This is a genomic window from Paenibacillus sp. J22R98 (genome assembly GCF_059383835.1).
This window is the reverse complement of sequence record NZ_JBXENW010000003.1, coordinates 425,019-450,306: the sequence shown is the minus strand read 5'-3', so window position 1 is coordinate 450,306 and position 25,288 is coordinate 425,019. Positions and strand designations below refer to the sequence as shown.

Annotated in this window: 28 protein-coding genes; 6 read left to right on the top strand and 22 right to left on the bottom strand. The window is 50.0% G+C overall.

What is annotated here, in order from left to right; all coding sequences use genetic code 11:
• Nucleotides 1-74: 74 nt before the first annotated feature.
• Together acpP and fabG are read right to left on the bottom strand one after the other, a co-directional pair.
• Entirely contained in the window at nucleotides 75-311 is a 237-nt protein-coding gene (acpP, locus tag AC50Y3_RS12240) for an acyl carrier protein (protein ID WP_091218839.1), read from the bottom strand.
• A 95-nt stretch (nucleotides 312-406) separates the two neighbouring features.
• Complete coding sequence (gene fabG / locus AC50Y3_RS12235; RefSeq protein WP_494819008.1) at nucleotides 407-1,159, bottom strand: 3-oxoacyl-[acyl-carrier-protein] reductase; 753 nt, start codon at nucleotides 1,157-1,159, stop codon at nucleotides 407-409.
• A gap of 267 nt (nucleotides 1,160-1,426) precedes the next feature.
• Between fabG and AC50Y3_RS12230 the strand changes: the two genes are divergently transcribed.
• A complete protein-coding gene (locus AC50Y3_RS12230) occupies nucleotides 1,427-1,579 on the top strand; it encodes a hypothetical protein (protein ID WP_494819007.1) in 153 nt (50 codons plus the stop codon).
• 70 nt (nucleotides 1,580-1,649) lie between these two features.
• Here the strand turns inward: AC50Y3_RS12230 and fabD are convergent, their stop codons facing one another.
• The 6 genes from fabD to AC50Y3_RS12200 form a co-directional block, all read right to left on the bottom strand.
• Entirely contained in the window at nucleotides 1,650-2,576 is a 927-nt protein-coding gene (fabD, locus tag AC50Y3_RS12225; protein WP_494819006.1) for an ACP S-malonyltransferase, read from the bottom strand.
• Nucleotides 2,577-2,639: 63 nt separating this feature from the next.
• Nucleotides 2,640-3,626 carry a beta-ketoacyl-ACP synthase III gene (locus tag AC50Y3_RS12220; protein ID WP_494819005.1) on the bottom strand — a complete coding sequence of 329 codons (987 nt, stop codon included), beginning with the start codon at nucleotides 3,624-3,626 and terminating at the stop codon, nucleotides 2,640-2,642.
• 8 nt (nucleotides 3,627-3,634) lie between these two features.
• Nucleotides 3,635-4,624 carry a phosphate acyltransferase PlsX gene (gene plsX / locus AC50Y3_RS12215; RefSeq protein ID WP_494819004.1) on the bottom strand — a complete coding sequence of 330 codons (990 nt, stop codon included), beginning with the start codon at nucleotides 4,622-4,624 and terminating at the stop codon, nucleotides 3,635-3,637.
• Nucleotides 4,608-5,225, bottom strand: coding sequence for a transcription factor FapR (fapR, locus tag AC50Y3_RS12210; RefSeq protein WP_494819003.1), 618 nt, complete (start codon nucleotides 5,223-5,225; stop codon nucleotides 4,608-4,610). The genes plsX and fapR overlap by 17 nt, the downstream gene beginning before the upstream one ends.
• A 195-nt stretch (nucleotides 5,226-5,420) precedes the next feature.
• A complete protein-coding gene (gene rpmF / locus AC50Y3_RS12205) occupies nucleotides 5,421-5,594 on the bottom strand; it encodes a 50S ribosomal protein L32 (protein ID WP_090976607.1) in 174 nt (57 codons plus the stop codon).
• A 99-nt stretch (nucleotides 5,595-5,693) separates the two neighbouring features.
• Nucleotides 5,694-6,203, bottom strand: a complete 510-nt coding sequence (locus AC50Y3_RS12200) for a YceD family protein (RefSeq protein WP_494819002.1) — start codon at nucleotides 6,201-6,203, stop codon at nucleotides 5,694-5,696.
• A 115-nt stretch (nucleotides 6,204-6,318) separates the two neighbouring features.
• Here AC50Y3_RS12200 and AC50Y3_RS12195 point away from each other — a divergent pair, with 115 nt between their 5' ends.
• Nucleotides 6,319-7,560, top strand: a complete 1,242-nt coding sequence (locus AC50Y3_RS12195; protein ID WP_494819001.1) for a nucleotidyltransferase — start codon at nucleotides 6,319-6,321, stop codon at nucleotides 7,558-7,560.
• A gap of 100 nt (nucleotides 7,561-7,660) precedes the next feature.
• Complete coding sequence (locus AC50Y3_RS12190; RefSeq protein ID WP_494819000.1) at nucleotides 7,661-8,872, top strand: nucleoside recognition domain-containing protein; 1,212 nt, start codon at nucleotides 7,661-7,663, stop codon at nucleotides 8,870-8,872.
• Here the strand turns inward: AC50Y3_RS12190 and coaD are convergent.
• Together coaD and rsmD are read right to left on the bottom strand one after the other, a co-directional pair.
• The gene (coaD, locus tag AC50Y3_RS12185) at nucleotides 8,869-9,381 is read right to left on the bottom strand and encodes a pantetheine-phosphate adenylyltransferase (RefSeq protein ID WP_494818999.1); all 513 of its coding nucleotides are present in this window, start codon (nucleotides 9,379-9,381) and stop codon (nucleotides 8,869-8,871) included. The genes AC50Y3_RS12190 and coaD overlap by 4 nt on opposite strands.
• A 2-nt stretch (nucleotides 9,382-9,383) precedes the next feature.
• Nucleotides 9,384-9,968 carry a 16S rRNA (guanine(966)-N(2))-methyltransferase RsmD gene (gene rsmD / locus AC50Y3_RS12180; RefSeq protein WP_494819243.1) on the bottom strand — a complete coding sequence of 195 codons (585 nt, stop codon included), beginning with the start codon at nucleotides 9,966-9,968 and terminating at the stop codon, nucleotides 9,384-9,386.
• Nucleotides 9,969-10,129: 161 nt separating this feature from the next.
• On the opposite strand from rsmD, the gene rocF reads away from it, so the two are divergent.
• Nucleotides 10,130-11,038 carry an arginase gene (gene rocF, locus AC50Y3_RS12175; protein ID WP_494818998.1) on the top strand — a complete coding sequence of 303 codons (909 nt, stop codon included), beginning with the start codon at nucleotides 10,130-10,132 and terminating at the stop codon, nucleotides 11,036-11,038.
• A gap of 69 nt (nucleotides 11,039-11,107) precedes the next feature.
• On the opposite strand, the gene AC50Y3_RS12170 is transcribed toward rocF, so the two are convergent.
• The 11 genes from AC50Y3_RS12170 to AC50Y3_RS12120 all read right to left on the bottom strand — a co-directional run bounded on the left by AC50Y3_RS12170 (nucleotide 11,108) and on the right by AC50Y3_RS12120 (nucleotide 22,152).
• Nucleotides 11,108-12,073: an ABC transporter ATP-binding protein gene (locus AC50Y3_RS12170; RefSeq protein ID WP_494818997.1), complete on the bottom strand. Its 966-nt coding sequence runs from the start codon at nucleotides 12,071-12,073 to the stop codon at nucleotides 11,108-11,110.
• A complete protein-coding gene (locus AC50Y3_RS12165) occupies nucleotides 12,070-13,068 on the bottom strand; it encodes an ABC transporter ATP-binding protein (protein ID WP_494818996.1) in 999 nt (332 codons plus the stop codon). The genes AC50Y3_RS12170 and AC50Y3_RS12165 overlap by 4 nt, the downstream gene beginning before the upstream one ends.
• 20 nt (nucleotides 13,069-13,088) lie before the next feature.
• Nucleotides 13,089-14,036, bottom strand: coding sequence for an ABC transporter permease (locus AC50Y3_RS12160; protein ID WP_494818995.1), 948 nt, complete (start codon nucleotides 14,034-14,036; stop codon nucleotides 13,089-13,091).
• Nucleotides 14,033-14,968, bottom strand: a complete 936-nt coding sequence (locus tag AC50Y3_RS12155) for an ABC transporter permease (RefSeq protein WP_494818994.1) — start codon at nucleotides 14,966-14,968, stop codon at nucleotides 14,033-14,035. The genes AC50Y3_RS12160 and AC50Y3_RS12155 overlap by 4 nt, the downstream gene beginning before the upstream one ends.
• Nucleotides 14,969-15,052: 84 nt before the next feature.
• Nucleotides 15,053-16,690 (bottom strand): peptide ABC transporter substrate-binding protein, encoded by a 1,638-nt coding sequence (locus AC50Y3_RS12150; RefSeq protein WP_494818993.1) that lies wholly within the window; start codon nucleotides 16,688-16,690, stop codon nucleotides 15,053-15,055.
• Nucleotides 16,691-16,959: 269 nt separating this feature from the next.
• Nucleotides 16,960-18,126, bottom strand: a complete 1,167-nt coding sequence (locus AC50Y3_RS12145) for a peptidylprolyl isomerase (RefSeq protein WP_494818992.1) — start codon at nucleotides 18,124-18,126, stop codon at nucleotides 16,960-16,962.
• Nucleotides 18,127-18,244: 118 nt separating this feature from the next.
• On the bottom strand, nucleotides 18,245-18,934 hold the full coding sequence (locus AC50Y3_RS12140) for an LrgB family protein (protein WP_494818991.1): 690 nt from the start codon (nucleotides 18,932-18,934) through the stop codon (nucleotides 18,245-18,247).
• Nucleotides 18,924-19,280, bottom strand: a complete 357-nt coding sequence (locus AC50Y3_RS12135; RefSeq protein WP_494818990.1) for a CidA/LrgA family protein — start codon at nucleotides 19,278-19,280, stop codon at nucleotides 18,924-18,926. The genes AC50Y3_RS12140 and AC50Y3_RS12135 overlap by 11 nt, the downstream gene beginning before the upstream one ends.
• A 4-nt stretch (nucleotides 19,281-19,284) precedes the next feature.
• Nucleotides 19,285-20,241, bottom strand: coding sequence for a D-2-hydroxyacid dehydrogenase (locus AC50Y3_RS12130; protein WP_494818989.1), 957 nt, complete (start codon nucleotides 20,239-20,241; stop codon nucleotides 19,285-19,287).
• A 407-nt stretch (nucleotides 20,242-20,648) separates the two neighbouring features.
• Nucleotides 20,649-20,996, bottom strand: a complete 348-nt coding sequence (locus tag AC50Y3_RS12125; RefSeq protein ID WP_494818988.1) for a DoxX family protein — start codon at nucleotides 20,994-20,996, stop codon at nucleotides 20,649-20,651.
• Nucleotides 20,997-21,384: 388 nt separating this feature from the next.
• Complete coding sequence (locus tag AC50Y3_RS12120) at nucleotides 21,385-22,152, bottom strand: glycoside hydrolase family 73 protein (RefSeq protein WP_494819242.1); 768 nt, start codon at nucleotides 22,150-22,152, stop codon at nucleotides 21,385-21,387.
• A gap of 231 nt (nucleotides 22,153-22,383) precedes the next feature.
• Here AC50Y3_RS12120 and AC50Y3_RS12115 point away from each other — a divergent pair, with 231 nt between their 5' ends.
• Nucleotides 22,384-23,727: a hypothetical protein gene (locus AC50Y3_RS12115; protein ID WP_494819241.1), complete on the top strand. Its 1,344-nt coding sequence runs from the start codon at nucleotides 22,384-22,386 to the stop codon at nucleotides 23,725-23,727.
• Nucleotides 23,728-23,946: 219 nt separating this feature from the next.
• Nucleotides 23,947-24,705 carry an MBL fold metallo-hydrolase gene (locus tag AC50Y3_RS12110; protein ID WP_494818987.1) on the top strand — a complete coding sequence of 253 codons (759 nt, stop codon included), beginning with the start codon at nucleotides 23,947-23,949 and terminating at the stop codon, nucleotides 24,703-24,705.
• 24 nt (nucleotides 24,706-24,729) lie between these two features.
• Here AC50Y3_RS12110 and AC50Y3_RS12105 read toward each other — a convergent pair whose 3' ends face one another.
• Nucleotides 24,730-25,203, bottom strand: coding sequence for a Fur family transcriptional regulator (locus AC50Y3_RS12105; RefSeq protein WP_494818986.1), 474 nt, complete (start codon nucleotides 25,201-25,203; stop codon nucleotides 24,730-24,732).
• Between the last annotated feature and the right edge of the window lie 85 nt (nucleotides 25,204-25,288).

Here is a 25,288-nt window from a genome sequence, read left to right as displayed (position 1 = left end):
ACAGCTGTTATTATGGCAAGGCACACGGATATGGAGAGAAGTCCCGCCTGTAACAACGGGACTAATCATTTGTATTACTTAGCCAGAGAAGATATGTAGTTCACTACTTCTCCCACACTGGTAATTTTCTCTGCATCTTCATCAGAGATTTCCATATCGAATTCATCTTCCAGCTCCATGACAAGTTCAACGACATCAAGAGAGTCAGCTCCAAGATCTTCTTTGAAAGAAGCCTCAAGAGACACCTCCGACTCGTCAACGCCAAGGCGGTCGACAACGATGCGCTTTACACGATCAAATACATCGGACATCCGGTTCACCTCCTCCATGGTATTATACGAGAATTGCGGACAAATTGCCATACCGACCATGTCCCAGCGGCGTTGCTACGGACGTTTCGCCATGATTACATGTACATGCCGCCGTCCACATGAATGGTCTGTCCAGTCATGTATCCGGCTGCGTTAGACGCAAGGAAACGAACCGCGGCAGCAATATCCTTCGGATCTCCAAGCCTTGCAAGCGGAATGTCCGCAGCAAGCTTCTCACGCATTTCTTGCGGCAATTTGTCGGTCATATCGGTTTGAATAAAGCCCGGTGCGACACAGTTAACCGTGATTCCACGGGAAGCCAGCTCGCGAGCTGATGCTTTCGTGAGACCGATTACGCCTGCTTTCGCAGCCACATAGTTAGCCTGCCCCGGATTGCCCAGAACACCAACAACGGACGAAATATTGATGATGCGGCCGGAACGCTGCTTCATCATTTGACGAGTTACGGCTTTAATGCCATTGAACACGCCTTTGAGGTTCGTTTCGATGACTTGGTCGAACTCCTCTTCCTTCATCCGCATAATGAGATTGTCGCGCGTAATGCCAGCGTTATTCACCAAAATATCGATGGCGCCGAAAGTTTCCACGACTTGTTTCACCATGCCGTCGAACTCGTCGGTTTTGCCAACGTTTGCTTTCAGCACCAGCGTACGGCGGCCTAGCGCAGAAATCGTTTCAGCTGTTTCTGCCGCGGCTGCTTCGCTGCCGGAATAGTTGATCGCCACATCCGCGCCGGCTTCTGCCAGTGCGATTGCAATGGAACGGCCGATTCCGCGGGATGCTCCTGTTACCAGGGCGATTTTGCCTGAGAGATCTGCAAAGGTCAAAGTGGGACACCTACTTTCAACGTTATAATGACCCCCTAAATCCCCCTGGAAGGGGGACCCCAAAGGGTCTCCGACCCTCTGTACACCCGGAATGAGGTAACGTAGGAGTTACAGAGTACCGCTCGCGTGAGTTGTACGTGCAGATCCTCGCTTTCGTCCCATTCGGGACACGCTTCTCATTTGGCGCCGTTTAGCTACCTGTTGTCCCTTTCGGGACACATGGTAACGTGGACTGCTTCAGAGTCGCGTGGGTGGAGGTTCGTGCTTATGCTCGCTTTCGTCCCTTTTGCGGGACACGCTTTACATTTGGTGCGGGCGTTGTCAGCCTGCGCCTGCGGCTTGCTTAATCGGTCGGCGACTTCATCTTCGCCGACAGGTCAGGGGCATGGCACCTGCGGTACCACAGGGCTGTTCGCCTGATTGGCGAATTAGACCGACCAAACCCCCAAGGCCAAACCCGATGATCAAATCAAAAGATGCAAGCGGCTTATTAAAGTACGGCTGCTTTGAGCGAGTCTAGGCTGTTGATCGAGATGATGTTGACGGTTTTGTCGATTTTCTTGATTAGGCCGGCTAGTACGGAGCCTGATCCGATTTCGACGAAGGTGTCGACACCTTGCTCGATCAAATAGCGTACGCTGTCTTCCCATAGCACCGGCGAGTAAACTTGCTCTGCCAGGAGTTTGCGGATTTCGTCTGCGTTTGTTACCGGCTGCGCCGTTACATTGGCAATGACAGGTACTGAAGCATCGCTAAGCGAAATAGCTGCCAGCGTGCCTTCAAGGCGTTCGGCTGCTGGTTTCATTAGCGAGGAGTGGAACGGTCCGCTTACTTCCAGCGGAATGACGCGTTTCGCGCCAGCTTCTTTGCCGCGTTCGACTACGCCCTGTACCCCAGCGGCTGTGCCGGAGACTACGATTTGGCCGGGGCAGTTGACGTTAGCCAGCTCCACTGCGCCAACATCGGAAGATACAGCTGCACAAAGTGCTGCAAGAGCTTCACGTTCTGCGCCTAATACGGCAGCCATTGCGCCTTGACCGCTTGGCACGGCTTGTTCCATGAACTCGCCGCGAGCGCGTACAGTACGCACTGCGTCTTGGTAAGACAATGTGCCGGCTGCAACGAGTGCGCTGTATTCGCCTAAGCTGTGGCCTGCAACGAAGTCAGGCTTCAAGCCGCGGTCTTCCAACGCTTCCAGCAGAGCGATGCTTACTGCCAGCAGCGCCGGCTGCGTGTTTGCGGTTTGTTTCAATTGCTCTTCGGGACCGTTGAAAATAATATCGCTCAATTTAAAGCCGAGCGCTTCGTCCGCAGCGTCAATGACCGTTTTCGATGCTTCGAATGCTTCATATACGTCTTTTCCCATGCCGACGGCCTGCGCCCCCTGACCGGGAAAAACAAATGCGATTTTACCCAAGCTTCACTGCACCTCCGTGCTTTTCAATGAATCTTATTATGCATATATAATGGCGTTGCCGAATTACCAAACCAGCACCGAAGCGCCCCAAGTTAAGCCGCCTCCGAAGCCGACCAGCACGAGGTGATCGCCTTCCTTCACACGGTTCTGTTCAACCGCCTCAGCAAGTGCAATCGGAATCGATGCCGCCGACACGTTGCCGTACTTATCCAAATTGATCATGCATTTCTCTTCCGACAAATCCAGACGGTTGAGGGCCGATTGAATGATACGGATGTTCGCTTGATGCGGAATAAGCAGGTCAATTTTGCTTTTGTCGAGGCCTGCTTTGCGAAGCGCCTCTTCAGCTGCGTTGCCCATGATCCGTACCGCAAATTTATAGACCTCATTACCGGCCATATAAATATAATGCTGTTTGTTCTCGATGCTCTCCGCTGAAGATGGAGTACGGGAACCGCCTGCACATACTTTCAGCAATTCGCCGCCGGCGCCATCAGCGCCAAGCTCGAATGAACGGAAGCCGCGGCCTTCAGCCACTTGACCGAGAACAACTGCACCTGCACCGTCACCGAACAAAATGCATGTATTCCGGTCCGTGTAATCCGTAATTCGGGATAGACATTCCGCTCCAACGACCAGAACATGCTTGTACATACCCGTTGCAATCATATTTGAAGCTGTAGCCAGGCCATAGATGAAACCGGAGCATGCCGCCGATAAATCAAAGGCCGCTGCTTTCTTAGCACCGAGCTTCTCTTGCAGCAGACAAGCCGTTGAAGGGAAGAACATATCCGGCGTAATGGTCGCTACGATGATCAAGTCCAGCTCTTCTGCCGAAATGCCTGCTGCTTCGAGCGCCTTCTTGGAAGCTTGCAGCGCCAAGTCTGATGTCGCTTGATCCGGAGCAGCAATACGGCGCTCACGCATACCGGTCCGCGTTACGATCCATTCGTCATTGGTTTCCACCATTTGTTCCAAATCTTTATTCGTCAAAATGCGTTCCGGCACATACTTGCCTGTACCGATAATGCCTACGGGATGTAGCTGCATAGTCCCACTCACTTCCTGCTGATTTCCGCTGCGATAGATGATATTAAATTGCTCTCGATTGCTAATTTCGCTTGACGCACAGCGTTCTTAACCGCCTTCACATCCGAGGAGCCGTGACATTTAACGACCAGACCGTTCACACCGAGAAGCGGCGCACCGCCGTGTTCCTTATAATCCATTTTGTTGCGAAGCGCTCTGAGCTTCGGCTGTACGATCGCTGCCGCAAGTTTGGATAACAGCGAGCTGGTGAACACATCACGCATCGTTTTGAATAATGTGCCTGCCGTACCTTCCATTGCCTTGAGCATGATATTACCGGCAAACCCGTCGCAGATCAGCACATCGCAATTACGCAGAAGAACATCGCGCGCTTCGACATTCCCGATAAAATGAATCGGTGCCGTCTCCAGCAGCTCATATGCCGCTTTCGTAAGCTCATTGCCTTTCATCGCCTCTGTCCCTACATTGAGCAGACCGACGCGAGGTTTATCCATGCCGTTCATCTTGCTGCGGTAGATGCTGCCCATAATGGCATACTGCAGCAAATGCTCCGGTTTAGCATCCATATTCGCGCCAAGATCAAGCGCAAGAACGCCTTTATCATCCATAGTCGGCAGCATCGTAACGAGCGCGGGACGCTCAATGCCTTCCATGCGTCCGACTACCAGCAGTCCTGTCGTCATCAGCGCACCGGTATTCCCGGCTGAGAGCATCGCTTCCGCTTTGCCTTCACGCACGAGCTGTCCGGCCATAACCATCGACGAATTTTTCTTCCGGCGAACGGCTTTAACCGGTTCATCATCAGGACCGATTACATCCTCCGCGTGTAAAATCTCAATGTTTGAGGGCCGCTTGGAGCCCAGATGCGTTTCAATCTGAGCCGTATCACCAACTAGAATCAAGTGTACTGACGGCCATTCAAGTGCTGCTTCCAACGCTCCCTGCACAATCAGAGAAGGAGCGTGGTCGCCCCCCATCGCGTCAATTGCGATCCGCACCGTCCATTCCTCCTTCGATACCCGGTTCGCCTGCGCCTGCGGAACGATAGATGACAAAATGGCCTTGGAACACCAATTCGTCACCTACGTACGAGCAAACCTCAACCTTTGCTTTGCTGCGGCCGCCGGAACGAACGTAAGCTTTAGCGATGCATTTCTCGCCAAGCTTCACGGATCGTACGAATCTTATGTCAGCTGTTGCCGTTAAAGCAATTTCATCGTTAATCACCGCTACCGCGAGTGAATTCGCTTGTGCAAAGACATGATGACCGCGAGCGATGCCGGTTCTTGAAAATACATGCTCTTCCTTAATTTCAAAAATAGAAATACCGCTGTTGTCCAGCTGCAAATCCACTATATCCCCGATTACCTCATGCAGCGGCAGTGATCGGACGGCGTCATACGAACGCTCCGCCATCAGCTTCATTCTCTCCCGCAGTTCAGGTATGCCAAGCTCCAGCCGGTCAAGCCGCACCGTTTGGATGCTTACTTTCAACTGACGTGTCAGCTCCTGATCCGTTATGAACGGATTATCTTCAATAAGTCCAGTCAGCAGCTGATGCCTTTGTCTTTTCGGAAGACGTTCGATGGTCCGCACCACCTTTGCCTAATGTTCTAAGTATGTACCTCGGCTGATTATCATACACCATGTTTGAGCACACTGATTACAATCAGCTATTATAACCAGGTACTAATAGTATAGTAAAGAAAGCTGCCGAGCGCAATGTTCAACCGCACTTTCGGGCAAAAAAATAGCACCTCATCACGGGATGAAGTACTATTGCTACGCTTTAAACTATTGTTTGATGATCTCTCTTGATTTGTAAGTTCCGCACACTTTGCATACCCGGTGAGCCAATTTCAACTCTCCGCATTGATCGCATTTAATCATACCCGGCACCGCGAGTTTGAAGTGCGTACGACGTTTGTCACGACGTGTTTTAGATGTTCTACGTTGTGGTACTGCCATGTTTCCCACCTCCTTAACAGAATTCCGTACTCCCGGATCAAATGGAATAGAATACTCTCCTTTTGATCCTTGAAACAATAGCGGTTTCCAAGGAATCCTCTATTGTTCCGACTTAAACAAATCTTTCAACGCGGCTAGTCTGGGATCGATATCGTCCTTTTGGCATCCGCAATTTGTCTCATTTAAGTTGGTGCCGCATGTGTGGCAAAGTCCTTTGCAGTCCTCTTCACAAAGCGGTACGAAAGGCAAAGCGAGCATCAGCATTTCTTCAAGAAATGGCTCAAACTCAAGCTTGTCCTCCTCCACCGGAATGATTTCTTCTTCCTCAGATCCGTTTAAAGCGGCTTTCGGCTTGAAACGCTCGTGAAATGGAACGACAACATGTTCTTTCGTCGACTCCAAACACCGCGAGCATGCAAGATCGACATCAACGGACAGTTCGCCCTCCACATGAGCAATACCATCTTCGCCCCACGCCGTCATGTTGACGTTCATTGGGTCTGCATGTAATACGTCTTTACGAACTTGCAGCAGCCAATCCGTGTTTAAGCTTGACTGAGTGGGAACTTTCAATCCTTTGGCTATTAATTCTCGGACATAAATCTCCATACCATCACTCCAAACAAACAAAGTTTATTATATCGACTATTGAATCGTTTTGTCAACATTTTCACGCCGTGATATAGTGAAAAAATACCCTATCCCCTTTTGGAGGCTTAAATACATGCGAACCGTCGGGCTCATTGTCGAGTATAACCCATTTCATAACGGTCATCACTATCATTTGCAGCAATCGCTCAAAATAACGGAAAGCGACGCCGTCATCGCCGTCATGAGCGGCCACTTCCTGCAGCGCGGCGAACCCGCGCTGCTCAATAAATGGACGCGCACCGAGATGGCGCTGCGCGGAGGCTGCGACGTCGTCATCGAGCTGCCTGTCGCCTATTCTACGCAGGCGGCGGAATGGTTCGGCTACGGCGCTGTCGCGCTCCTTGAAGCGACAGGCGTCGTAGACGCGCTCTGCTTCGGCAGCGAGGCCGGCGAGATCGATCCGCTGCGCCGGGTTGCTCGGCTGCTCGCGCATGAGCCAGCGGCCTTCAGCGCGCTCATGGCGGATTGCCTGCGGAGCGGCGCCAGCTACCCCGCAGCCTACAGCGAAGCTGTTCGCTTGTATATGGAAGCGGCCGGTGACGCTGAAGCGGCTGCCTTCCCGCTCGCCCAGCCGAACAATACGCTGGGCCTGCATTATTTGCTTGCGCTCGAGCGGCTTGGCAGCGCAATCGAGCCCTTCTCTTTGAAGCGCGAGAAGGCCGGCTACTCGCAGACGACGATTACGGATGCGCAAATCGCGAGTGCAACGGCCATTCGCAAGCTCACGCTCGAAGCTGCCTCCCCTGAAGGCGCAGCGCCTTTCGTGCCTCGTTCCACGCTTGAGCTGCTCTTGCGCGATCATGCGACCGGCAGAGGGCGTAACAGCTGGGAGCAATATACGACACAGCTGTTTCATAAGCTCGCCAGCGAGTCGGCAGACACCCTTGGCAGCTATCACGAAATGACTGAAGGCTTGGAATATCGGCTGAAGAAGACACTCCCTACGCTCGATACACTTGCCTTCGAACCGTTGCTCGACAAACTTAAAACGAAACGCTACACCCGTACGAAGCTTCAGCGCGCGCTGCTCTCCGTGCTGCTCGGGCATTCGAAGGAGCTTCTAGCACCGGAGCGGCTGCGCAAAGGTGTCCAGTACATAAGAATACTCGGATACAGCCCTCGAGGGCAAGAAATTCTTAAACGAATGCGCAAGACGGCTAAGCTCCCCATCTTAAACAGCGCTGCCCGTTCACAGCAAGCAGATCCGTATTTAGAGCTTGATATCCAAGCTACTTCGGCCTATGCGCTCGGTTGGCCGGATGCAAGCCCGCGCGATCTCTTCCGCGACTATTACGAGAAACCGATCACAATCTAATTCGGATTGCACCAGTTAGGTCTATACTCTCGTAGACAAGCGTAAAAATGTAGTGGCTGTGTTTGTCCCAGCCCCTACATGAAGCATTGGAGTGAATCCCATGACGCGAACCATCATGCTCGCATGCTTGTCGATATTGCTCGTCGCTTCTATTATTACGCGGCCCGACGAGGCGTTTCAAGCGTCCTTGCAAGGGCTGACTGTCTGGTGGAATCTAGTCTTCCCCGGTCTGCTGCCATTCCTTACTTTGCTTGAGCTGATGCTCGCCTTCGGTGCCATTCACGGTTTCGGGGCGCTGCTGCAGCCGCTTATGCGCAAGCTGTTCCGCCTGCCGGGTGAAGCCGGCATTGCGATTGCTTTGGGATGGTCCGGAGGTTTCCCCTGTGGAGCGGAAACCACGGCGGCCCTTCGCCGCAGCGAAACGGTATCCGCTCCCGAAGGACAAAGACTGCTCGCGCTGGCACATATGCCAAGCCCTCTGTTCATGCTGCTCGTTGTTGGTGCAGGCTTCTTAGAACGTCCTGCAGTTGGCGCTGCGATCGCCGCAGCCGTATGGGTCTCCGCACTGCTAACAGCTTTCTTAAATGCCCGATTCAGCAAAAAGATACCTACCGGCGCAAGCAAGCAAGCTAAGCCAACTGCAACTGCATCTACATCCCTGCCCACTTTGCTGAAACAAGCGGCTGTCGCCATGGTTGCTGCCAGAAACCGCGATGGCCGAACCTTCGGCAAAGTGCTTGGCGATTCCGTTACCGTGTCCGTCTACAAGCTGATGGCCGTCGGCGGTTTCATGATGTTCGGCGCCGTTCTCGTCAAACTTACACAGCCGCTGCTGCCGGAAGGCACACCTGCCTTCCTGCTGCCGGGACTCGTCGAAAGCCATATCGGCACCTATGCGGCGGCTTCATCGACCTTCACCGGCGGCCTGCCTTGGAACGCGGCAGCTATCGCAGCTGTGCTCAGCTTTGGCGGCTTAAGCGCCCTTCTCCAAGCCGGCAGCGCCATCTCCGGCACTGGTTTATCGCTGAATCGGCTCGCCGCTGCACGGCTCATTCAAGGCGCGCTCGCGTTCTTCCTTACCCTTGCTGCGTGGAAGCCAATGACATCACTGATAAGCCGCATCGTCCCAACTGCGGCTCCAGCAATGGAACAAACAGAAAAGACAGGCGCCGCCTCGAATGCAATCATCCACGCGGGTGATTTACATTCACTGTGGCCATATACACCTGTCCTGCTGCTTCTATTCCTCCTCATGCTGCTGGCACTTCTATCCGCCTCTATGCTGGCCGCACCACAATCGAAGTCGAATTAAGCCTGATCCGCATATTTGGCGATCAGCGCTTCTCGCACCTCATCAGGCACTAGATCCTGCACGTTTCCTTTAAACTTGGCGATTTCCTTCACGATGCTGGAGCTCAAATAGGAGTATTTGGGATTCGTCATCATAAATATAGTCTCAATCTCGCCGTCCAGCTGGTGATTGGTCGAAGCCATTTGCAGCTCATATTCAAAGTCGGTAACCGAACGAATTCCGCGAACAATACAATCCGCATTGCGCGAGCGCATGAAGTTAACGAGCAGATCACGGAAGCTGTCGATCGTCACATTCGGCAGCTCTTTGGTGATTTCCGTCAACAGCGCTTTACGCTCTTCCACCGTAAACAGCGGATTTTTGCTGGAATTATTGAGCACTGCAACGATTACATGATCAAATTGCTTGGCCGCGCGTTTAATAATATCCAAATGCCCGCAAGTGACTGGATCAAAGCTGCCCGGATATACGGCAACACGCTGTCTTGGCATTCCTGTTGGTGTTGTCATGCTTACGCCTCCATATGTACGTTTGGCTCTGCAGCCTTGTCGTACCTATAAATAGTCACTGCCGTGTCGCCATATTTCGAATGTCTGATCTGCCGGAATACATCCATCGTCTCCGGATATACATGGTCAGCATCATGCTCGACGACTATCGTCGCGTCCGTTCCGAGCAGGTCGCGTTCTGCCAGCTCATTCATTAAACTGTCCATTTCTTTCATCCGGTAAGGCGGGTCCAGAAAAACGAGCTGAAACTTTAGCCCGCGCTTCGCCAGTGCCTTCACCGCTCGCACAGCCTCCGTACGGTAAATCTCCGAGTGTTCCGCAACCCCGGCAGCCTGCACATTTTGCTTGATGATATCGATGCTTCCTCCGTCCAAATCGACAAAAACCGCACGATCCATTCCTCTGCTGAGCGACTCAATGCCCAGACCTCCGGTACCTGCAAAGAGATCAAGCACGAGTCCGCCTTCGAAGAATGGCCCAATCATGCTGAAAATCGCTTCTTTAACTTTATCGGTTGTCGGACGCGTGTTTTTGCCCGGTACCGCCTTTAAGGTCCGGCCCTTAGCCGTGCCTGCTATTACTCTCAAAGCCGCTCTTGCCCCTTTCGCCTTATCCATCCTTACTGCTGCTTGTATCGTACCACAATTGGGCCGGCATGTTAAAGGATTGCCTCCGGTTTGTCATGACTTCGCTCCTTCGCGTCTATATATAACCATGCAGCGCAACACATTCCATAGGAGGGATTCCCATGAACAAAGATCGGCAACCCGTAACAGTCCTTCCCGTCCCCTTTCATTTCGGAGCCAGCAGACCCGGTGCAAGCGGCGGTCCAGAGGCTGTCCTGCAAGCGGGCTTACCAGAGAAGCTTCAGCTGTTAAATCAGAACTACTCTATATTACCTTGGAAAGAAACCGCTGAATCCGCGATCGAACGCCGAACATTAGATCGGTTGCGCAATTGGGGACGCGTGCTTGCGATGAGTGAAGCTCTCGCACAATCCGTTCATTTGGCTATGGAAAACGAAACGTTCCCACTCACAATAGGAGGAGATCACAGCATCGCGATCGGCTCCATCGCCGGCATAACGGAGCATATTCAGCAGTTAGGCGTCATCTGGATCGACGCGCATGCCGACATGAACACACCGGACACATCGCTGACAGGCAACATTCACGGGATGGCTTTGGCTGCGAGTCTCGGACTTGGCGATCCGAGATTTACGGATCTGCTAGGGCGATCACCTAAATTGCAAGCCAAACGCGTCGTTCTCGTAGGTGTCAGAGAGCTGGATGAAGGGGAGAAAAGAAATATATACGACACGGGCATAACTTGTTTCACCATGCATGATATTGATCGGCTCGGGATGGGTCGCGTAATGGAAAAAGCCATCGCGATCGCTTCATATGGCTCCGAAGGTGTTCACGTCAGCTTCGACATCGACAGCGTGGATCCGGGGGAAGCGCCGGGAACGGGTACGCCGGTGCGTGGCGGCCTCAATTACAGAGAGGCGCATTTGGCCATGGAGATGTTGTTTGATTGCGGCATGGTGACCTCTGCCGATATCGTTGAAGTGAATCCGCTCCTGGATACAAACGGGCGGACAGCTAGGCTAGCCGTAGAGCTCATCGGCTCGCTGCTCGGAGAACGTATATTATAGAAGAGACAGGTTTCCTAAATAGGCAAAAAAAGGACGATTCGCATGTAGCGAACCGTCCTTCTCGTTTATTTAAGCATAATGGCAGGCAGCCCAATGGTTAGGTTCAACCTCACGGAATGCAGGCACTTCTGCAGCGCATTTCTCTGTTGCAAACGGACAGCGTGTCCGGAAATGACAACCGCTAGGCGGGTTAACCGGGCTCGGCAGCTCGCCTGTCAGAACGATACGCTCTTTGTTCTCTTCTACATCCGGATCCGGTACCGGAATCGCGGACATCAGCGCTTTGGTATACGGATGCTTCGGATTGGAGTAGAGCTCTTCACTATCAGCAAGCTCAACCATTTTACCCAAATACATTACCGCTACGCGGTCACTGATATGTTTAACCATCGCAAGGTCATGCGCGATAAACAAGTACGTCAAGCCGTAATCACGTTGCAGATCCTGCAGCAAATTGACTACTTGTGCTTGAATGGAAACGTCAAGCGCTGAGATCGGCTCATCGCAAACGATGAACTTCGGATTTAGCGCAAGTGCGCGAGCAATCCCGATCCGCTGACGCTGACCGCCGGAGAATTCATGCGGATAACGTTTGGCGTGATCCGAACGAAGGCCTACACGGTCAAGCAGTCGCTCAACTTGCAGCTTTCTTTCCTTAGAACTGCCAGCCAAACCATGAATATCAAGCGGTTCAGCAATGAGGTTTTCAACCTTCCAGCGTGGATTAAGCGAAGCATATGGATCTTGGAAAACCATTTGCATTTCACGTCTCAGCGCCTTCAGGTTAGCTCCTTTAGCAGTCATAATGTCTTGACCTTGGAATCTCACGGATCCTGCAGTCGGTTCGTACAACCGGAGAAGCGTACGGCCAGCTGTTGACTTACCGCAGCCGGACTCGCCCACCATACCAAGTGTTTCACCTTTGCGAATGCCAAACGATATATCGTTTACTGCTTTTAGCGTTTTCCCATTGCCAATGTCGAAGTGCTTCATCAGGTGATCGACTTCGATCAGCATTTCATTGTTTGACTTCATGCACTTTCTCCCCCTTTGAGGGCCGCGTCATGCAACCAGCACTTCGCTGCTTGCGTTTCGCTGATTGTGTACGAAATCGGATCGTTGTCTACACAGATCCGCATCGCTTCATCACAACGCGCGCAGAACGCACAGCCAGGTGGCGGCGATGACATATCCGGCGGTGTTCCGATAATCGGAATAAGCGGCTCGTTCTTATCGTGATCCAGACGAGGAAGGGAACGAAGCAGCCCTCTCGTGTATGGATGTTGTGGATTTTTGAAAATCTCTTGTTTCGTGCCGGTTTCTACAACTTTACCCGCGTACATAACAACAACGCGGTCACACATGTCGGCAACGATACCAAGGTCATGTGTAATCAGGATGATCGAAGTGCCGGTTTGCTTCTGCAAATCCTTCATCAACGTCATGATTTGCGCTTGAATCGTCACATCGAGCGCTGTTGTCGGCTCATCCGCAATCAGCAATGTCGGGTTACAAGCAAGCGCGATGGCGATCATTACACGCTGACGCATACCGCCGGAGAATTGATGCGGGAACTGCTTTACGCGTTCTCCTGCATTCGGAATACCAACCAAATTCAGCAATTCGACCGCACGGCTAGTTGCATCCGATGAGCTCATTTTCTGATGTTTGATGAGGACTTCCGTAATTTGGCGACCTACAGTAAGTGTTGGATTAAGCGAAGTCATCGGATCCTGGAAGATCATGCCGATCTCCTTGCCGCGAATGGACTCCATCTCTTTCTCGGTTTTGCTTAGAAGATCTTCGCCCATAAATTCAATGGAACCCTTCTTGTACACACCCGGAGGTGTAGGGATCAGACGAAGAATAGATTGAGCGGTAACGCTCTTGCCGCTGCCGGACTCGCCGACAATGGCAACAGACTCCCCGGGATGGATTTCCAAATCAACCCCGCGAACAGCCTGAACCTCTCCACCGCGCACGTGAAACGAGATATGCAAATCAGAAATACTTAGAATCGGATCACTCATAAGCTCACTCCCTGCGCTGTTTATTTTTTCATTTTCGGATCGAACGCATCTTGTAGACCGTCACCGAAAATGTTGAAGGCAAGCATTGTAATGCTCAATAAGGATGCAGGAATCAGCATCAGCCAAGGGTACAGTGTCCAAGAGGACATTGCTTCGCCGATCAATGTACCAAGCGATGCCGCCGGTGATTGAACGCCCAGACCCAAGAAGCTTAAGAATGCTTCTGCAAATATAGCGGACGGAACCGACAACGTTACCGTAACGATGATCGGACCGAGTGTGTTCGGAATCAAATGACGGAACAAAATGCGGGAACCGCTTGCGCCCATTGATTGTGCCGCAAGAACATATTCATGGTTTTTCAGTTGCAGAATTTGACCACGAACGATCCACGACATCGTAATCCAACCGGTGATGGATAACGCGATAATGATGGTCGAAAGACCTGAGCCCATGACAACGGAAAGCAAAATAACAACAAGCAGATGCGGAATCGCATAAAGCACTTCTGCAAGCTTGTTCAAAGAATCGCCAACACGTTTACCTGCAAAGCCCATAACACCGCCGTAAGCAACACCAATTACAAGGTCGATAAAAGCAGCGGTAAAACCAACGAGAAGCGAGATACGAACGCCCATCCATGTTCTCGTAAAGAGATCACGGCCCAGGTTATCGGTTCCAAACCAGTGCTTGCCCGATGGCGAAGCAAAGGTATTCTTCAAATCGTTCGTAGATGAATCATAAGGCGAAAACATCGGACATACAACCGCCAAAATTATCATGGCGATCAAAACGTACATCCCTGTCATAGCCCATTTGTTCTTCTGAAGTCTTGCCCAGTTCTCTTGGAACGTGGAACGACTCGGAGCCGTAATCACTTCAGCTTCTGTATGTCTTTGCTTCAATTTCTCAAATGGCGCATTAGCAATTTGCTCTTCAAGCTTCAATTCATTCAGACGCGTACTCATTTTTTAACGACACCTCCGCTGACTTTGATACGCGGATCGACAAGAATGTAAGCAACATCTGTCAAGAAGCGTGCTGCCATTAGAATGACGGCGTAGAAAATCGTAATGCCCATGATGAGCGTGTAATCACGGTTAGTGATACTGTCCACGAAGTGAGCACCCAAACCCGGAAGACCGAAAATTTGCTCAACTACGACGGAACCTGTAATGATGTTCGCCGTCATTGGACCAAGGTAGGTAACAACCGGCAAAATACCGTTACGAAGTCCGTGCTGCCACAGAATAGCTGACGGAGTCAACCCTTTTGCCTTAGCAGTACGAATATAGTCCGAGGTCAATACCTCGAGCATTGTTGAACGCGTTAATCTCGCGATGAATGCAATAGGGAGTGTCGACAAGGTAATTACAGGAAGCACGTAATCAATCGGGCTTTCCAACCCTGCAACATTAAATATCGGCACCTTAACTGCAAGGTAATATTGGATCATGGCACCGATAACGAAGTTTGGAACCGAAATACCGATAACCGCAATAAACATCGCCAGGTTATCAATCAATTTCTTATGTCTTAGCGCTGCCATCATACCGAGGTAAATCCCGACAATAACCGAAACAACTACTGCAATCAAACCAATTTTAAGCGATGTGCCGAAGGAATCCGTAATAATGCTTGTTACTGTCCGATTCTGACTTCTCATGGATTCACCAAGATCAAGTTGGAACAGGTTCTTCATGTAAATCGCGTACTGCGTGCCAATCGGTTTATCCAAGCCGTAATGCGCCATAATTTGCGCTTTAATCTCCGGCGGAATTGCTTTTTCTTGTGTGAAAGGGTCCCCTGGGACAGCCTTCATCAAGAAAAAGGTTGCGGTGGCTAGAATTAGCAACGAAATCACAATATTAACGAACTTACCACCTAAATACCGAGCCATCCCAAGCCCCCCCAATCAAAGAGAAGGGATATATATGGGGAACCCACATATATCCCTATACCCCTTAGTTTTTTCTTGCTGTTATTATTTTTCGATCGAGATACGAGTGTAATCCACGTTACCGCTGTAATCAACTACATAGTTTTTCACGTACGGTTTAACCAGTTGTGCGGACGAGTAGTAGTAAAGCGGCATAAGAGCTTGATTGTCGCCAATCAGCAATTTCTCTGCTTTAGCCATAGCGTCTACACGTTTTTGTTGATCGTTTGTGCTGTAAGCTTCTTTTACCAGTGCATCGTACTCTGGGTTTGCGAAGCCGATATCGTTGTTACCGCCTTTGGATGTGAACATGTCGATGAATGTCATCGGGTCATTGTAGTCAGCACCCCAACCAGCGCGTGCAACATCATAGTTCAAGCTTTGACGGTTTTTCAAGAATACTTTCCACTCTTGAAGCTCCAGTTTAACTGTGATGCCAAGGTTTGTTTTCCACATGTCAGCGATTGCCTCAGCAACGTTCTTGTGAAGACCTTCGTTGAAGGAAAGCGAGAATTCCGGCATCGAAGTCATGCCTTCTTCAGCCAAACCTTCAGCAAGCAATTTCTTAGCTTCCGTTACATCTTCTTTGAAGTAGTCGTCTTTCACTTCGGCACGGTATTCGCCGTTCACGCCGTGGATACCAGTGGATACGAAACCGTAAGCAGGAACTTGACCGGCTTTAGTTACGTTATCAACGATTGCTTGACGGTCTACAGCCATCGAAAGAGCTTTACGAACTTTTGCGTTGTTGAAAGGTTTCTTTTGGTTGTTGAAGTTGTAGTAGTATGTGCTTGCAATACCTTTTACAGAAAGCTCTTTGTTGTTTTCTTTGCGGAACTTGTCAAGTTGCTCTGGCGGAATGCTTCCTGTTGGAGCGCCTGCCCAGTCAAGTTGACCGGTTTTGTACATGTTAAGCTCAGTGTTAGCGTCTTTAACCATGGAGAATTTAACGCTGGACAATTTGATTTCATCTTTAGCCCAGTAGTTCTCGTTTGGTACAAGCTCAATGGAATCGCCGTGCTTCCACGATGCCATTTTGAAAGGACCGTTGCTGATGTAGTCTTTCGACTCAGCAGCCCAGTTTGCGTTGTCTTTCGCCGATTTGTGAACCGGGAAGGAAGTGAAGAACGCTGCGATATTCAGGAAGTATGGTGTTGGGTTTTCCAACTGAACTTCAAGCGTTTTATCATCGATGGCTTTAACGCCTACTTGTGCCGGATCAGAAATGTGATCTGGGTTGTCTTGCTCGATGTTATAGTTTTGCGCATTTTTGATGTAGTAGAGCTGGTAAGCATATGGAGCCGGTGGGTTTAGCTTAGGATCCAAAGTACGTTTCCAGGAGTATTCGAAATCGCCTGCAGTGACTGGGTCACCATTGGACCATTTCGCGTTATCGCGAAGGTGGAACGTGAATTTCTTGCCGTCTTCAGAGATATCCCATTTTTCAGCTACGCCTGGAACGATGTTACCTTTGTCGTCCATACGTGTCAGACCCTCGAAGAGTCCGCTCAGCACAGTGAAGGATACTTGATCCTGTGCTTGTGCAACATCGAGACTAGGCGGCTCGGATGTAAGGTTCATCCGGAACGTTTGATCGCTGCCCGATCCGCTTTTCCCGCAGGCAGACAATACGCCTGTTAGAACGAGCATGAGTGAAACTAGAACTAGCATTTTCTTTTTCATTCTTAGAACCCGCCTCCATGTTGATAAGTGTAATTTTTTAAACCCAGAGCCAATAATACAACGAATTTAACAATTTGTAAAACACAATTTGAACAATTGTAAAGATTTACTATCCATACATGTCATATTAGTTAACAAGAACTTGACTGGTAGCGCATTCAGTCCTTGTACACACTAGCTTTTACGAACTTATTGTGCCACAAAATAAGACGACCGCCACAGGCCAAATTTTACCTGTAGCGGTCGTCTTATTAAATTAGGATTTGGGATTACTTCGCGTTCGTCGAAGTGTTTGTTCCCGCGTTGCCCGTAGCCGGTTCTTGCGCCGCATCGTCCGCAGCTGCGTCCTTGAGCGTATTCGTGATTTGCGATTTGGTTTTCAGGTCCTCCAACCAAGTCGGCGAAAGCTCTTGTACCTTCTGCGCGATCAACTGCTCTTTAATATCTGCTTTCTTCTCATCAAGCGTTGCCGCTTTCGCATCTTTGTGATCGGTAGCTTTGATGATGTGATAGCCGTATTGGGTTTGAATCGGTTCGCTGATTTCGTCTTTCTTCAGCTTGAATGCAGCTGCTTCGAATGCTGGATCCATTGCGCCTTTGCCGAAGAATCCAAGGTCGCCGCCTTGATCTTTGCTGCCTGGATCTGTTGATTTCTCTTTAGCCAGCGTAGCAAAGTCTGCGCCTTCTTTAAGCTGCTTCTCAATTGCATCCGCTTCTGCTTTCGTTGCCACGAGAATATGCGATGCCTTCACCTGTTCAGGCTGATCGAATTGCGCTTTATTTTGGTCGAAATAAGTTTTAATATCCGCGTCCGTTACTTTCGCCTGCGGCTCAAGAATTTTGCGGATACGAAGCTGCATTGGCGTTTGTTTCTTCAAATCGTCAAGCGTCATGCCCGCTTGCTGAAGCGCAGACTCAAATTCCGCTTCGGATGGGAAACGTTTCTTGATGTTGTCGATTTCTTGCGTTACTTCAGCATCGCCAACAACGATCCCTGCTTTATCTGCTTCTTGCTTAATAAGCTCGTCCTGAATCATGTTGTCCAGCGTTTGCTCGCCGCCAACCTTCGCCATCTCGTCGTACAATTGATCCTTCGTTATCGCTACACCGTTAACGGAGCCCACCGTATCGCTGCTGCCGCCTAGTGGCATTTTCACGAGCGTGAAGATCAAAACAACAGCTAGTCCAATGGAAATGTACATCCATGCCTTGCCGTTATTCTTTGGTGCAGGTGCTGCCTCTACCTCTGATACAGGCTGCACGACTGCATTTACTTGTTTATCCTCTTCAACTTCTGCTGCTTCATCCGAGGAGACTTCCTCTATCAATTCCTGCTCCGCAACTTCTTGCTCTGTCGTTCCTTGCTCTTTCGTTTCTTGCTCTACTGCCTCAAGCTCATTCTCATTTAAATGCTTCTCTTTATCTTTCTCGGTCAACTTGAAAACTCCCTTCCGGCATTTGCAATCAGTTTTAACATTACTGTGTCACTATATCATGTATAACCCGCGTAAACCTTAAGATAACATGAAATATGACGAAATAATCGAAAATTCGTCAAAATAGCCATGCGTGTATAGGCAGCAAAAGTACAGGTGTAAACACGGCGCAAGCAGCCATAGAGAAGCCGCTTAAACCTCCCTGCTCTTCCGACTCTGACAGCAGTTTGGCCGACCCTATTCCGTGTGCGGCTGCACCTATTGCAATGGACGATGCGATGTTGTCTATTACGCCGCATAACCGCAGCAGCGGAGGACCTGCAATACTGCCGACAAGGCCGGTCAACACAGTCAGTGCAGCAGTCAATTCCGGTGATCCGCCCAGCCAGCTGGATAAATCAACGGCCACCGCAGCTGTCACGGACTTTGGCAGCGCCGAACGAAGAAAGGTTTCCGTTCCGCCAAACAGCAAGACACATAACGTATTCACCAGCAGACCAATCGCGCTTCCGACAAGAGCACCAAGCAATAAGGACGGAAGCATGCGGCGGAGCCGCATGGCATGCTTGTACAGCGGGATAGCCATCGCCACCGTTGCAGGGCCGAGAAAAAAGGTGACGATATCTCCCCCTGCTCGATAGTCAGGATAGGAGATATCGCCAAGCTGTAAAACCAAATAAACGATAATCGGTGCGCTGAGCAGCGGATGCAGCCAGCTCCATCGACGACGTATCAGCACAGCGGAAGCATAGGCGGCCAGCGTCAGCACGATGCCAAACATCGGATCTGCGAATAGCTCACTTCTCATTAGCGGCGTGCTCCTTCCGCTTAACCAGCTTCTTGGTTATAAGTCCAGTCGTAATTACGATCGTTAAAGTCCCAGCGGTAAGACTAACAATCGCAGCTAACCAGGATGATCCGATTTGTGGTCCGAAGGCAGCTGCACCGGCCAGCAGCGGGACAAAGAACAGCATCATATGCCTGTTAAGAAATCCAGCGCTTTGTTCCACCCACTCCAGCTTCACGATTCCCATAAATAAAGCTGCTGACAGAAGCAGCAGCCCTAATACATGTGAGGGAAGCGGAACGGATGCAAACTGATGCAGCAGCCAGCCCAGTCCGTCAAACCCGATAATGATGCAAAACCCGCGCATCGTCTCAGTTCACCTGATTGCTAACATCGCCTTGAATAAACGAACGCAAATTATCCGCTGCAATCCCCATCAGCCTTCTTCGTGCTTCGACAGTTGCCCAGCCGATATGCGGAGTAATCGTGCAATTAGCGGCATGCAGCAGCGGATGATCGACAGCCGGCGGCTCCACGCTCAGTACATCCAGACCCGCTCCGGCAATCCGGCCGCTGTTTAGTGCATTCGCCAAATCCTGCTCCACGATATGACCGCCCCTTGCCGTGTTGATAAGAATCGCCGAACGTTTCATGAGACCCAGCGTACGTTGGTTCACGAGTCCGGTCGTGTCCTGCGTCAGCGGGCAGTGCAGGGAGACAACATCAGCAGAACGGAACAAGTCACTGTTTGAAACAAAGGTAACGGCTTCAAGGCCCGGAACCTCTCTCGGTGTACGTGTATGTACCACAACATTCATGCCAAATGCTAACGCTACTCTTGCGACCTGCTGACCGATTTGACCGTAACCTACAATCCCCATTGTTTTGCCTGAGAGCTCCATCAGAGGATGCAGCGAGAATGTAAAATCCGGCCCTGCAGACCAACGACCGCTATGTACGGCACTGCTGTGCGCAGTCACATGATAAGTCAGTTCCAGCATGAGCGCGAAGACTAATTGCACAACGGAATGCGTACTGTAATCCGGTACGTTCGTTACCACAATGTCATGCGCTTCAGCCGCTTGAATATCCACGATGTTGTAGCCGGTTGCCAGTACGCCGATATATTGAAGCTCCGGTAACTTGGCGATTATTTCTGCTGAAATCGGCGTTTTGTTCGTGAGCACGACATCGGCCCTCATCGCTCGGTTTACGATATCCTCGCGTGCTGTCCGTTCATAAACGATCAGCTCGCCGAGCTTGTTAAACTCGCCCCAATCCAGATCTCCGGGATTTAGCGTAAATCCATCCAAGACTACAATTTTCATTGCTTAATGCTCCCCCTTCATCCTGCATTATTCGGAGTATTTCCTAGGCATGCGGCTAATTTGATCATACCGCATTCGGGCTGTGATGCGAACAAATTTTACCGGATTTCAGCGACTTTTTACTTAGCTTTACTACTTTAACGCATATACGGAGTGGAGCTTTATTGCTGTAACGCGTCTTGCCAAAAAAGTTTCTTCATTATATATAGCTTTTTTTGCATGTTAAGCAGCGTCCTTTAACTCCTATTTGCCAAGTGTCACGTAAATCAACGAAGTAGGCTCCTAATATAGGGAGCCGTGCAATGCTGAACTGGATCCAGGAGAATTGCAACAAAAAACAGGCTGCACTATAAAATAGTACAGCCTGTTTTTTCTAAGTAAACCATGATTCCGCGCGGAGGGTTTCATTATCCAAACAAGGACCCGATATTGATAAGCAATACAATGATTCCAATAATCAGCAGTACCACTGGTACCACCGTATTTTTTGCAGGGTCCTTAACTTTCATATGGGTTCCAATTGCACCAAGCATGGTTACAACAACTACTAAAGCACCCCATGCCGCTAGTGTATCATTCCAAATACCCGAAATGACTAATGCTGCTGCAATAACTTCCACTAAGCCCGTAAAGACTCTAAAGCCTCCTGAATACCCATATCGCTTAAATTCATCCACCATTTTTGAACCAAACTTCATAAAACCAAACAGCAGAAACCCTAAACCTAATACAACTTGCAGAATAATGGACAACACTATAAATCTCTCCCCTTACCTCCTGTTTTTATCCTATTATTATTTAATTTAATATTAGGATTAATATTATCCTAACATTAGGCTTTATTTTAATCAAGGGAAAATTACATGCAGTTTCTAGGTATTTTATCCATTTAGTTGAAAACGAGGACGTTGCCTTTGATAAAAATAAAAAGCCGCGAACAATAAGCATCGCGGCTTTCGTTTAAATACGTTGATTTTACTGGGCAAAAAAAATCCGGGGCCCCATTGCTGGGGCCCCTTTCATGGGAGAGGAGAAACCGGACGAAGAGCTTATGGGGAAACGTAAGTCTTCTCCGCGGTTGTCTACGGCATCTCGCGACGCCGATATCTTAAGAATGCCCAGTTCAGGAGGATATATACATCGTCAAATCAATTTCTTCCTGTATAGCACCAATAATAAGCGGTAAAAATCATAGCTGCCGCCATTTGGCGTATCGATCAGTTGTGCCTTCACCGCAGCATCCACCGCATTTTTCGCCCATGCAGGCACCGTATCCATTTCGTTGTTGGCATCGATTTTAAGCGCCCATAATTGCAGCTCTTTTAATGCATTCGTCTGGTCTTGCAGCGATACTTTAAGTTGATCATTGTCCGCTTTCAGCTTCAAGGTCAGCTTCTGCAGGTCATCGAATGCTTTCTTCTCCTCTGCAGTCATCGGTTCATCCCCTTTGTTCTTGATGTCATATTGCGTTAAGTCGCTTCCTTGGATGATAGCTGTCAATTTATCCGCATATGCAGGATCCGTTGCGTAACCGCACTCAAGCAGCTTTTGAACCTGTTCGAACGGTGTCTTAGCCATACGTACGGGTTTATAAAGACTGCGCGCAAACAATAAATCCTGGTCTTTATAGAATGCATAAATGCTATCATAAGCCCGGAATGTTGCCGTGACCGTAACTCGTTTACCGTTAATGACTTCCCAAGTGCGTTTGTCTACTACCGCGCCTTTCCAATAGCCGTTGGGTACCCCGCTCCCGACTTTATAACCAGCGAGGTTATTCCAGTACGGAATAGTGCCGCCCGTCTCCAGCCAGCTCTGGGCTAAACGTACGGATGGAAAAATAGGCGAGCCTTCCGCATACAGCTGTTTCGCAAATGGGAGCAGCAGGTCAAAAAAGGATTGTTTGTCCATTTTCACACGACACCTCCCTACCGTTTCGAACTCGCAATCTATATTCATGTATATGAAAATTGCAACAGCTTGGCAGCCGACAATCGTCCCAGCGTGATGAAACAACCATGACGAACGCCCAGTTCACGGCTTGCATACGATAAATGCAACAGTCGCTGGAAAGGGTGATGGTTGGTGGAATTGCAGTTAGTTCCCTTGCACTGGGTGTATCTTGCCTTTATCGTATTTATTATGGGAGTGCTGATCAAAAGACGGGATACGACGCTCGTTTGTGTGGTCGGCATTTTTGCGCTTGGCCTAATCGCAACAGAAAGCTTAAGCGATTCGGTGAGCGGTGTTTTTAACAGCTTCATCTATGCAACGAAGGAACTTCTGGGTACAATCTTCATCATCTCGATTATCGTTGCGATGAGCCGTATCTTGATCATTACAGGTATCAACGAAGTGATGGTTCAACCTCTTACCCGTTTCTTGCGCACACCGCCGCTGGCTTTCTGGGGAATTGGATTGATTATGATGGTAACCTCATGGTTTTTCTGGCCCTCTCCAGGTGTCGCATTAATTGGAGCCGTCCTGTTGCCGGTTGCCGTCAGAGTCGGGCTTCCGGCGCTTGGCGCTGCAATGGCGATGAACCTGTTCGGCCATGGCATCGCATTATCCGGTGACTACATCATTCAAGGCGCGCCAAAGCTGACCGCTGATGCAGCCGGATTATCCGTTACCAGCGTCATGCAGGCAAGCGTGCCTCTCGTCATTGTAATGGGGGTCGTAACCACGCTTACAGCCTTCTGGATGATGCGCAGAGATATGCGTACAGGCAAGTGGAGAGACGGCCTAATTGCAGCAAGTACGAATCCCGTCAATTCTATAGCGGAGGATCGGGTCAGCTTGCCGATGAAATGGAAGAAAACGCTTGCCATTCTGATTCCGCTTTTGTTTATCGTCGATGTCGTCGCGATGTTCGTACTCAACCTTCAGGGAGGCGATGCGACGGCGTTAATCGGAGGCACAGCCGTGTTTATTCTGATCCTCGTTACGATGCTGGCACATCGGAACAAAGGGTTGGAGCAGACGACAGCCTACCTCATCGAGGGCTTTCAGTTTGGTTTTAAAGTATTCGGTCCAGTTATTCCGATCGCCGCATTCTTCTACTTGGGAGATTCGGCGTTTACAGAACTGTTCGGCAGCGGGCTGCCGGAAGGCTCTCATGGGATCGTGAATGACTTAGGCGTTGCGCTCGCCAATCACGTGCCGCTTAACCAAGCGGTCGGAGCCGTGACTTTGGCCGTTACCGGCGCTATTACCGGGCTTGATGGCTCCGGTTTCTCGGGGATATCGCTTGCCGGCTCCATCGCCCAGCTCTTCGCGTCCGCAATCGGATCCGGTGCGGCAACGCTTACAGCGCTCGGGCAAGTTGCTGCGATCTGGGTCGGCGGAGGCACCTTGATTCCATGGGCACTCATTCCCGCCGCTGCCATATGCGGCGTTGATCCGTTCGAGCTCGCCCGCCGCAACTTAAAGCCGGTTTTGTTCGGGCTGGCCGTGACAACAGTCGTTGCGATGTTTATTGTGTAAAGCGCAGCGAGCTTATCGTGAAAAAGGCATAACCGGCTGATGATGCGCCGGTTATGCCTTTTTTGTGTAGTCGTATTTTGACTAATAATCTGCTCATTTTACTCTCAAAAAATATTTATGTTGACATTTTTAATATTATGTGATATAATTAAATATTTTATTTACAAATAGTTTTCCTTCCGATATGATACTCGTTACCAACCTATTGGAGGGATAACATTGCTTATCGATAAAGGAATTGCAATGCTCGAAATCACCGCAATCGTCATGGGAAGGCAGGACACCTTACATCCAACTTTGATATGGAACGAGTCCAAAGCAGTCTTAATCGACACCTGTTATCCAGGCCAGCTGCCACTTATTCAAGAAGCATTGAAGGCGGACGATTTTTCGCTTAATCAGCTAACCGACATCATCATTACGCACCAAGATATCGATCATATCGGCAGTTTGCCTTCCATTCTTCAGACCTCCGAATCCACAATCGAAGTGTGGGCATCGCGGATTGAGCAGCCCTATATTCAAGGGGATAAGATGCTGATCAAGATCTCTGCGGATGCCATTGATCAAGCAGTTCGTTCTCTCCCGCCCGAGGTGTCTGAAGAGAAACGTCAAGCCTTTCGGTACGCACTTGAGCATCCTCCTAAAGCAAATGTTACGCGTCTTATTGGCTATGACGATGGTGACCGTTTATCTTCATTCGACGGTCTGATCATCCTTGACACGCCCGGCCATACGCCCGGCCACATCAGTCTGTACCATAAACCGAGCCGCACTTTGATTGCAGGGGATGCCCTCATTCTTCATGAAGGCGCGCTGCGGATGGCGGATTCCCGTTTAAACGCTGACAATGCCGCAGCTCTTCGCTCCTTGGAGCAATTAGCTTCGTATCCGATCGACCAGGTCATTTGCTACCATGGCGGCCTGTTCCGCGGGGATGTCCAAGCCCAGCTTCAAGCGCTGCTTAGCTCCAATTAAAAACGGGAATCGGATACATGAATTTCATGTACTCGATTCCCGCTGGCAAGCTTCACATACGCCATACACTTCAAATCGGTGATTCATAATTTTGAACGAACCCGGCAAATCGAGAGACTGGTCCATCGGACAATATTCGAACGTCAGCGTCTTCTCGCAATTGATGCAAATTAAGTGATGATGATGGTGCGACAGGCAGCTCACCCGGAACTTCAAGCCCCCGTCCATAAAATAAAACTGCTCCAGCGCCCCCATCTCACTCAGCAGACGCAAATTCCGATAAACCGTATCGAAACTCACACTGGGATAAGCGCGTGACATATGATCGTATACGTCTTTCGGAGACAAATACCCTTCTGTCTTGGCGAAAATCTCAGCCAGCTCTCGGCGCTGCTCTGTAATGCGCCAGCCGCTTTGCGACATGATTTCAATCATTTGCTTGACCGTATCTTGCGATTTATGTGTATCCGTATGGGCATGGGAATGAAGTTCTGACATCGATAAACGTCCTTCCAATATTCCGAAGGTTCACGCTGCCTACAGCTGCATTTTCGGAAGTGATACCCTTAGTTTAGCATATTTC

Coding starts and splice junctions, on each gene's coding strand:
- AC50Y3_RS12105 (WP_494818986.1), bottom strand. CDS start 25,203: ATGTCAGAACTTCATTCCCATGCCCATACGGATACACATAAATCGCAA.
- AC50Y3_RS12140 (WP_494818991.1), bottom strand. CDS start 18,934: ATGAGAAGTGAGCTATTCGCAGATCCGATGTTTGGCATCGTGCTGACG.
- AC50Y3_RS12135 (WP_494818990.1), bottom strand. CDS start 19,280: ATGCGCGGGTTTTGCATCATTATCGGGTTTGACGGACTGGGCTGGCTG.
- AC50Y3_RS12190 (WP_494819000.1), top strand. CDS start 7,661: ATGACGCGAACCATCATGCTCGCATGCTTGTCGATATTGCTCGTCGCT.
- AC50Y3_RS12155 (WP_494818994.1), bottom strand. CDS start 14,968: ATGGCTCGGTATTTAGGTGGTAAGTTCGTTAATATTGTGATTTCGTTG.
- rpmF (WP_090976607.1), bottom strand. CDS start 5,594: ATGGCAGTACCACAACGTAGAACATCTAAAACACGTCGTGACAAACGT.
- AC50Y3_RS12195 (WP_494819001.1), top strand. CDS start 6,319: ATGCGAACCGTCGGGCTCATTGTCGAGTATAACCCATTTCATAACGGT.
- AC50Y3_RS12130 (WP_494818989.1), bottom strand. CDS start 20,241: ATGAAAATTGTAGTCTTGGATGGATTTACGCTAAATCCCGGAGATCTG.
- AC50Y3_RS12230 (WP_494819007.1), top strand. CDS start 1,427: ATGCTCGCTTTCGTCCCTTTTGCGGGACACGCTTTACATTTGGTGCGG.
- AC50Y3_RS12120 (WP_494819242.1), bottom strand. CDS start 22,152: ATGGACAAACAATCCTTTTTTGACCTGCTGCTCCCATTTGCGAAACAG.
- AC50Y3_RS12115 (WP_494819241.1), top strand. CDS start 22,384: ATGGGAGTGCTGATCAAAAGACGGGATACGACGCTCGTTTGTGTGGTC.
- AC50Y3_RS12220 (WP_494819005.1), bottom strand. CDS start 3,626: ATGCAGCTACATCCCGTAGGCATTATCGGTACAGGCAAGTATGTGCCG.
- coaD (WP_494818999.1), bottom strand. CDS start 9,381: ATGACAACACCAACAGGAATGCCAAGACAGCGTGTTGCCGTATATCCG.
- AC50Y3_RS12165 (WP_494818996.1), bottom strand. CDS start 13,068: ATGAGTGATCCGATTCTAAGTATTTCTGATTTGCATATCTCGTTTCAC.
- rocF (WP_494818998.1), top strand. CDS start 10,130: ATGAACAAAGATCGGCAACCCGTAACAGTCCTTCCCGTCCCCTTTCAT.
- AC50Y3_RS12170 (WP_494818997.1), bottom strand. CDS start 12,073: ATGAAGTCAAACAATGAAATGCTGATCGAAGTCGATCACCTGATGAAG.
- acpP (WP_091218839.1), bottom strand. CDS start 311: ATGTCCGATGTATTTGATCGTGTAAAGCGCATCGTTGTCGACCGCCTT.
- AC50Y3_RS12200 (WP_494819002.1), bottom strand. CDS start 6,203: ATGGAGATTTATGTCCGAGAATTAATAGCCAAAGGATTGAAAGTTCCC.
- AC50Y3_RS12150 (WP_494818993.1), bottom strand. CDS start 16,690: ATGAAAAAGAAAATGCTAGTTCTAGTTTCACTCATGCTCGTTCTAACA.
- AC50Y3_RS12160 (WP_494818995.1), bottom strand. CDS start 14,036: ATGAGTACGCGTCTGAATGAATTGAAGCTTGAAGAGCAAATTGCTAAT.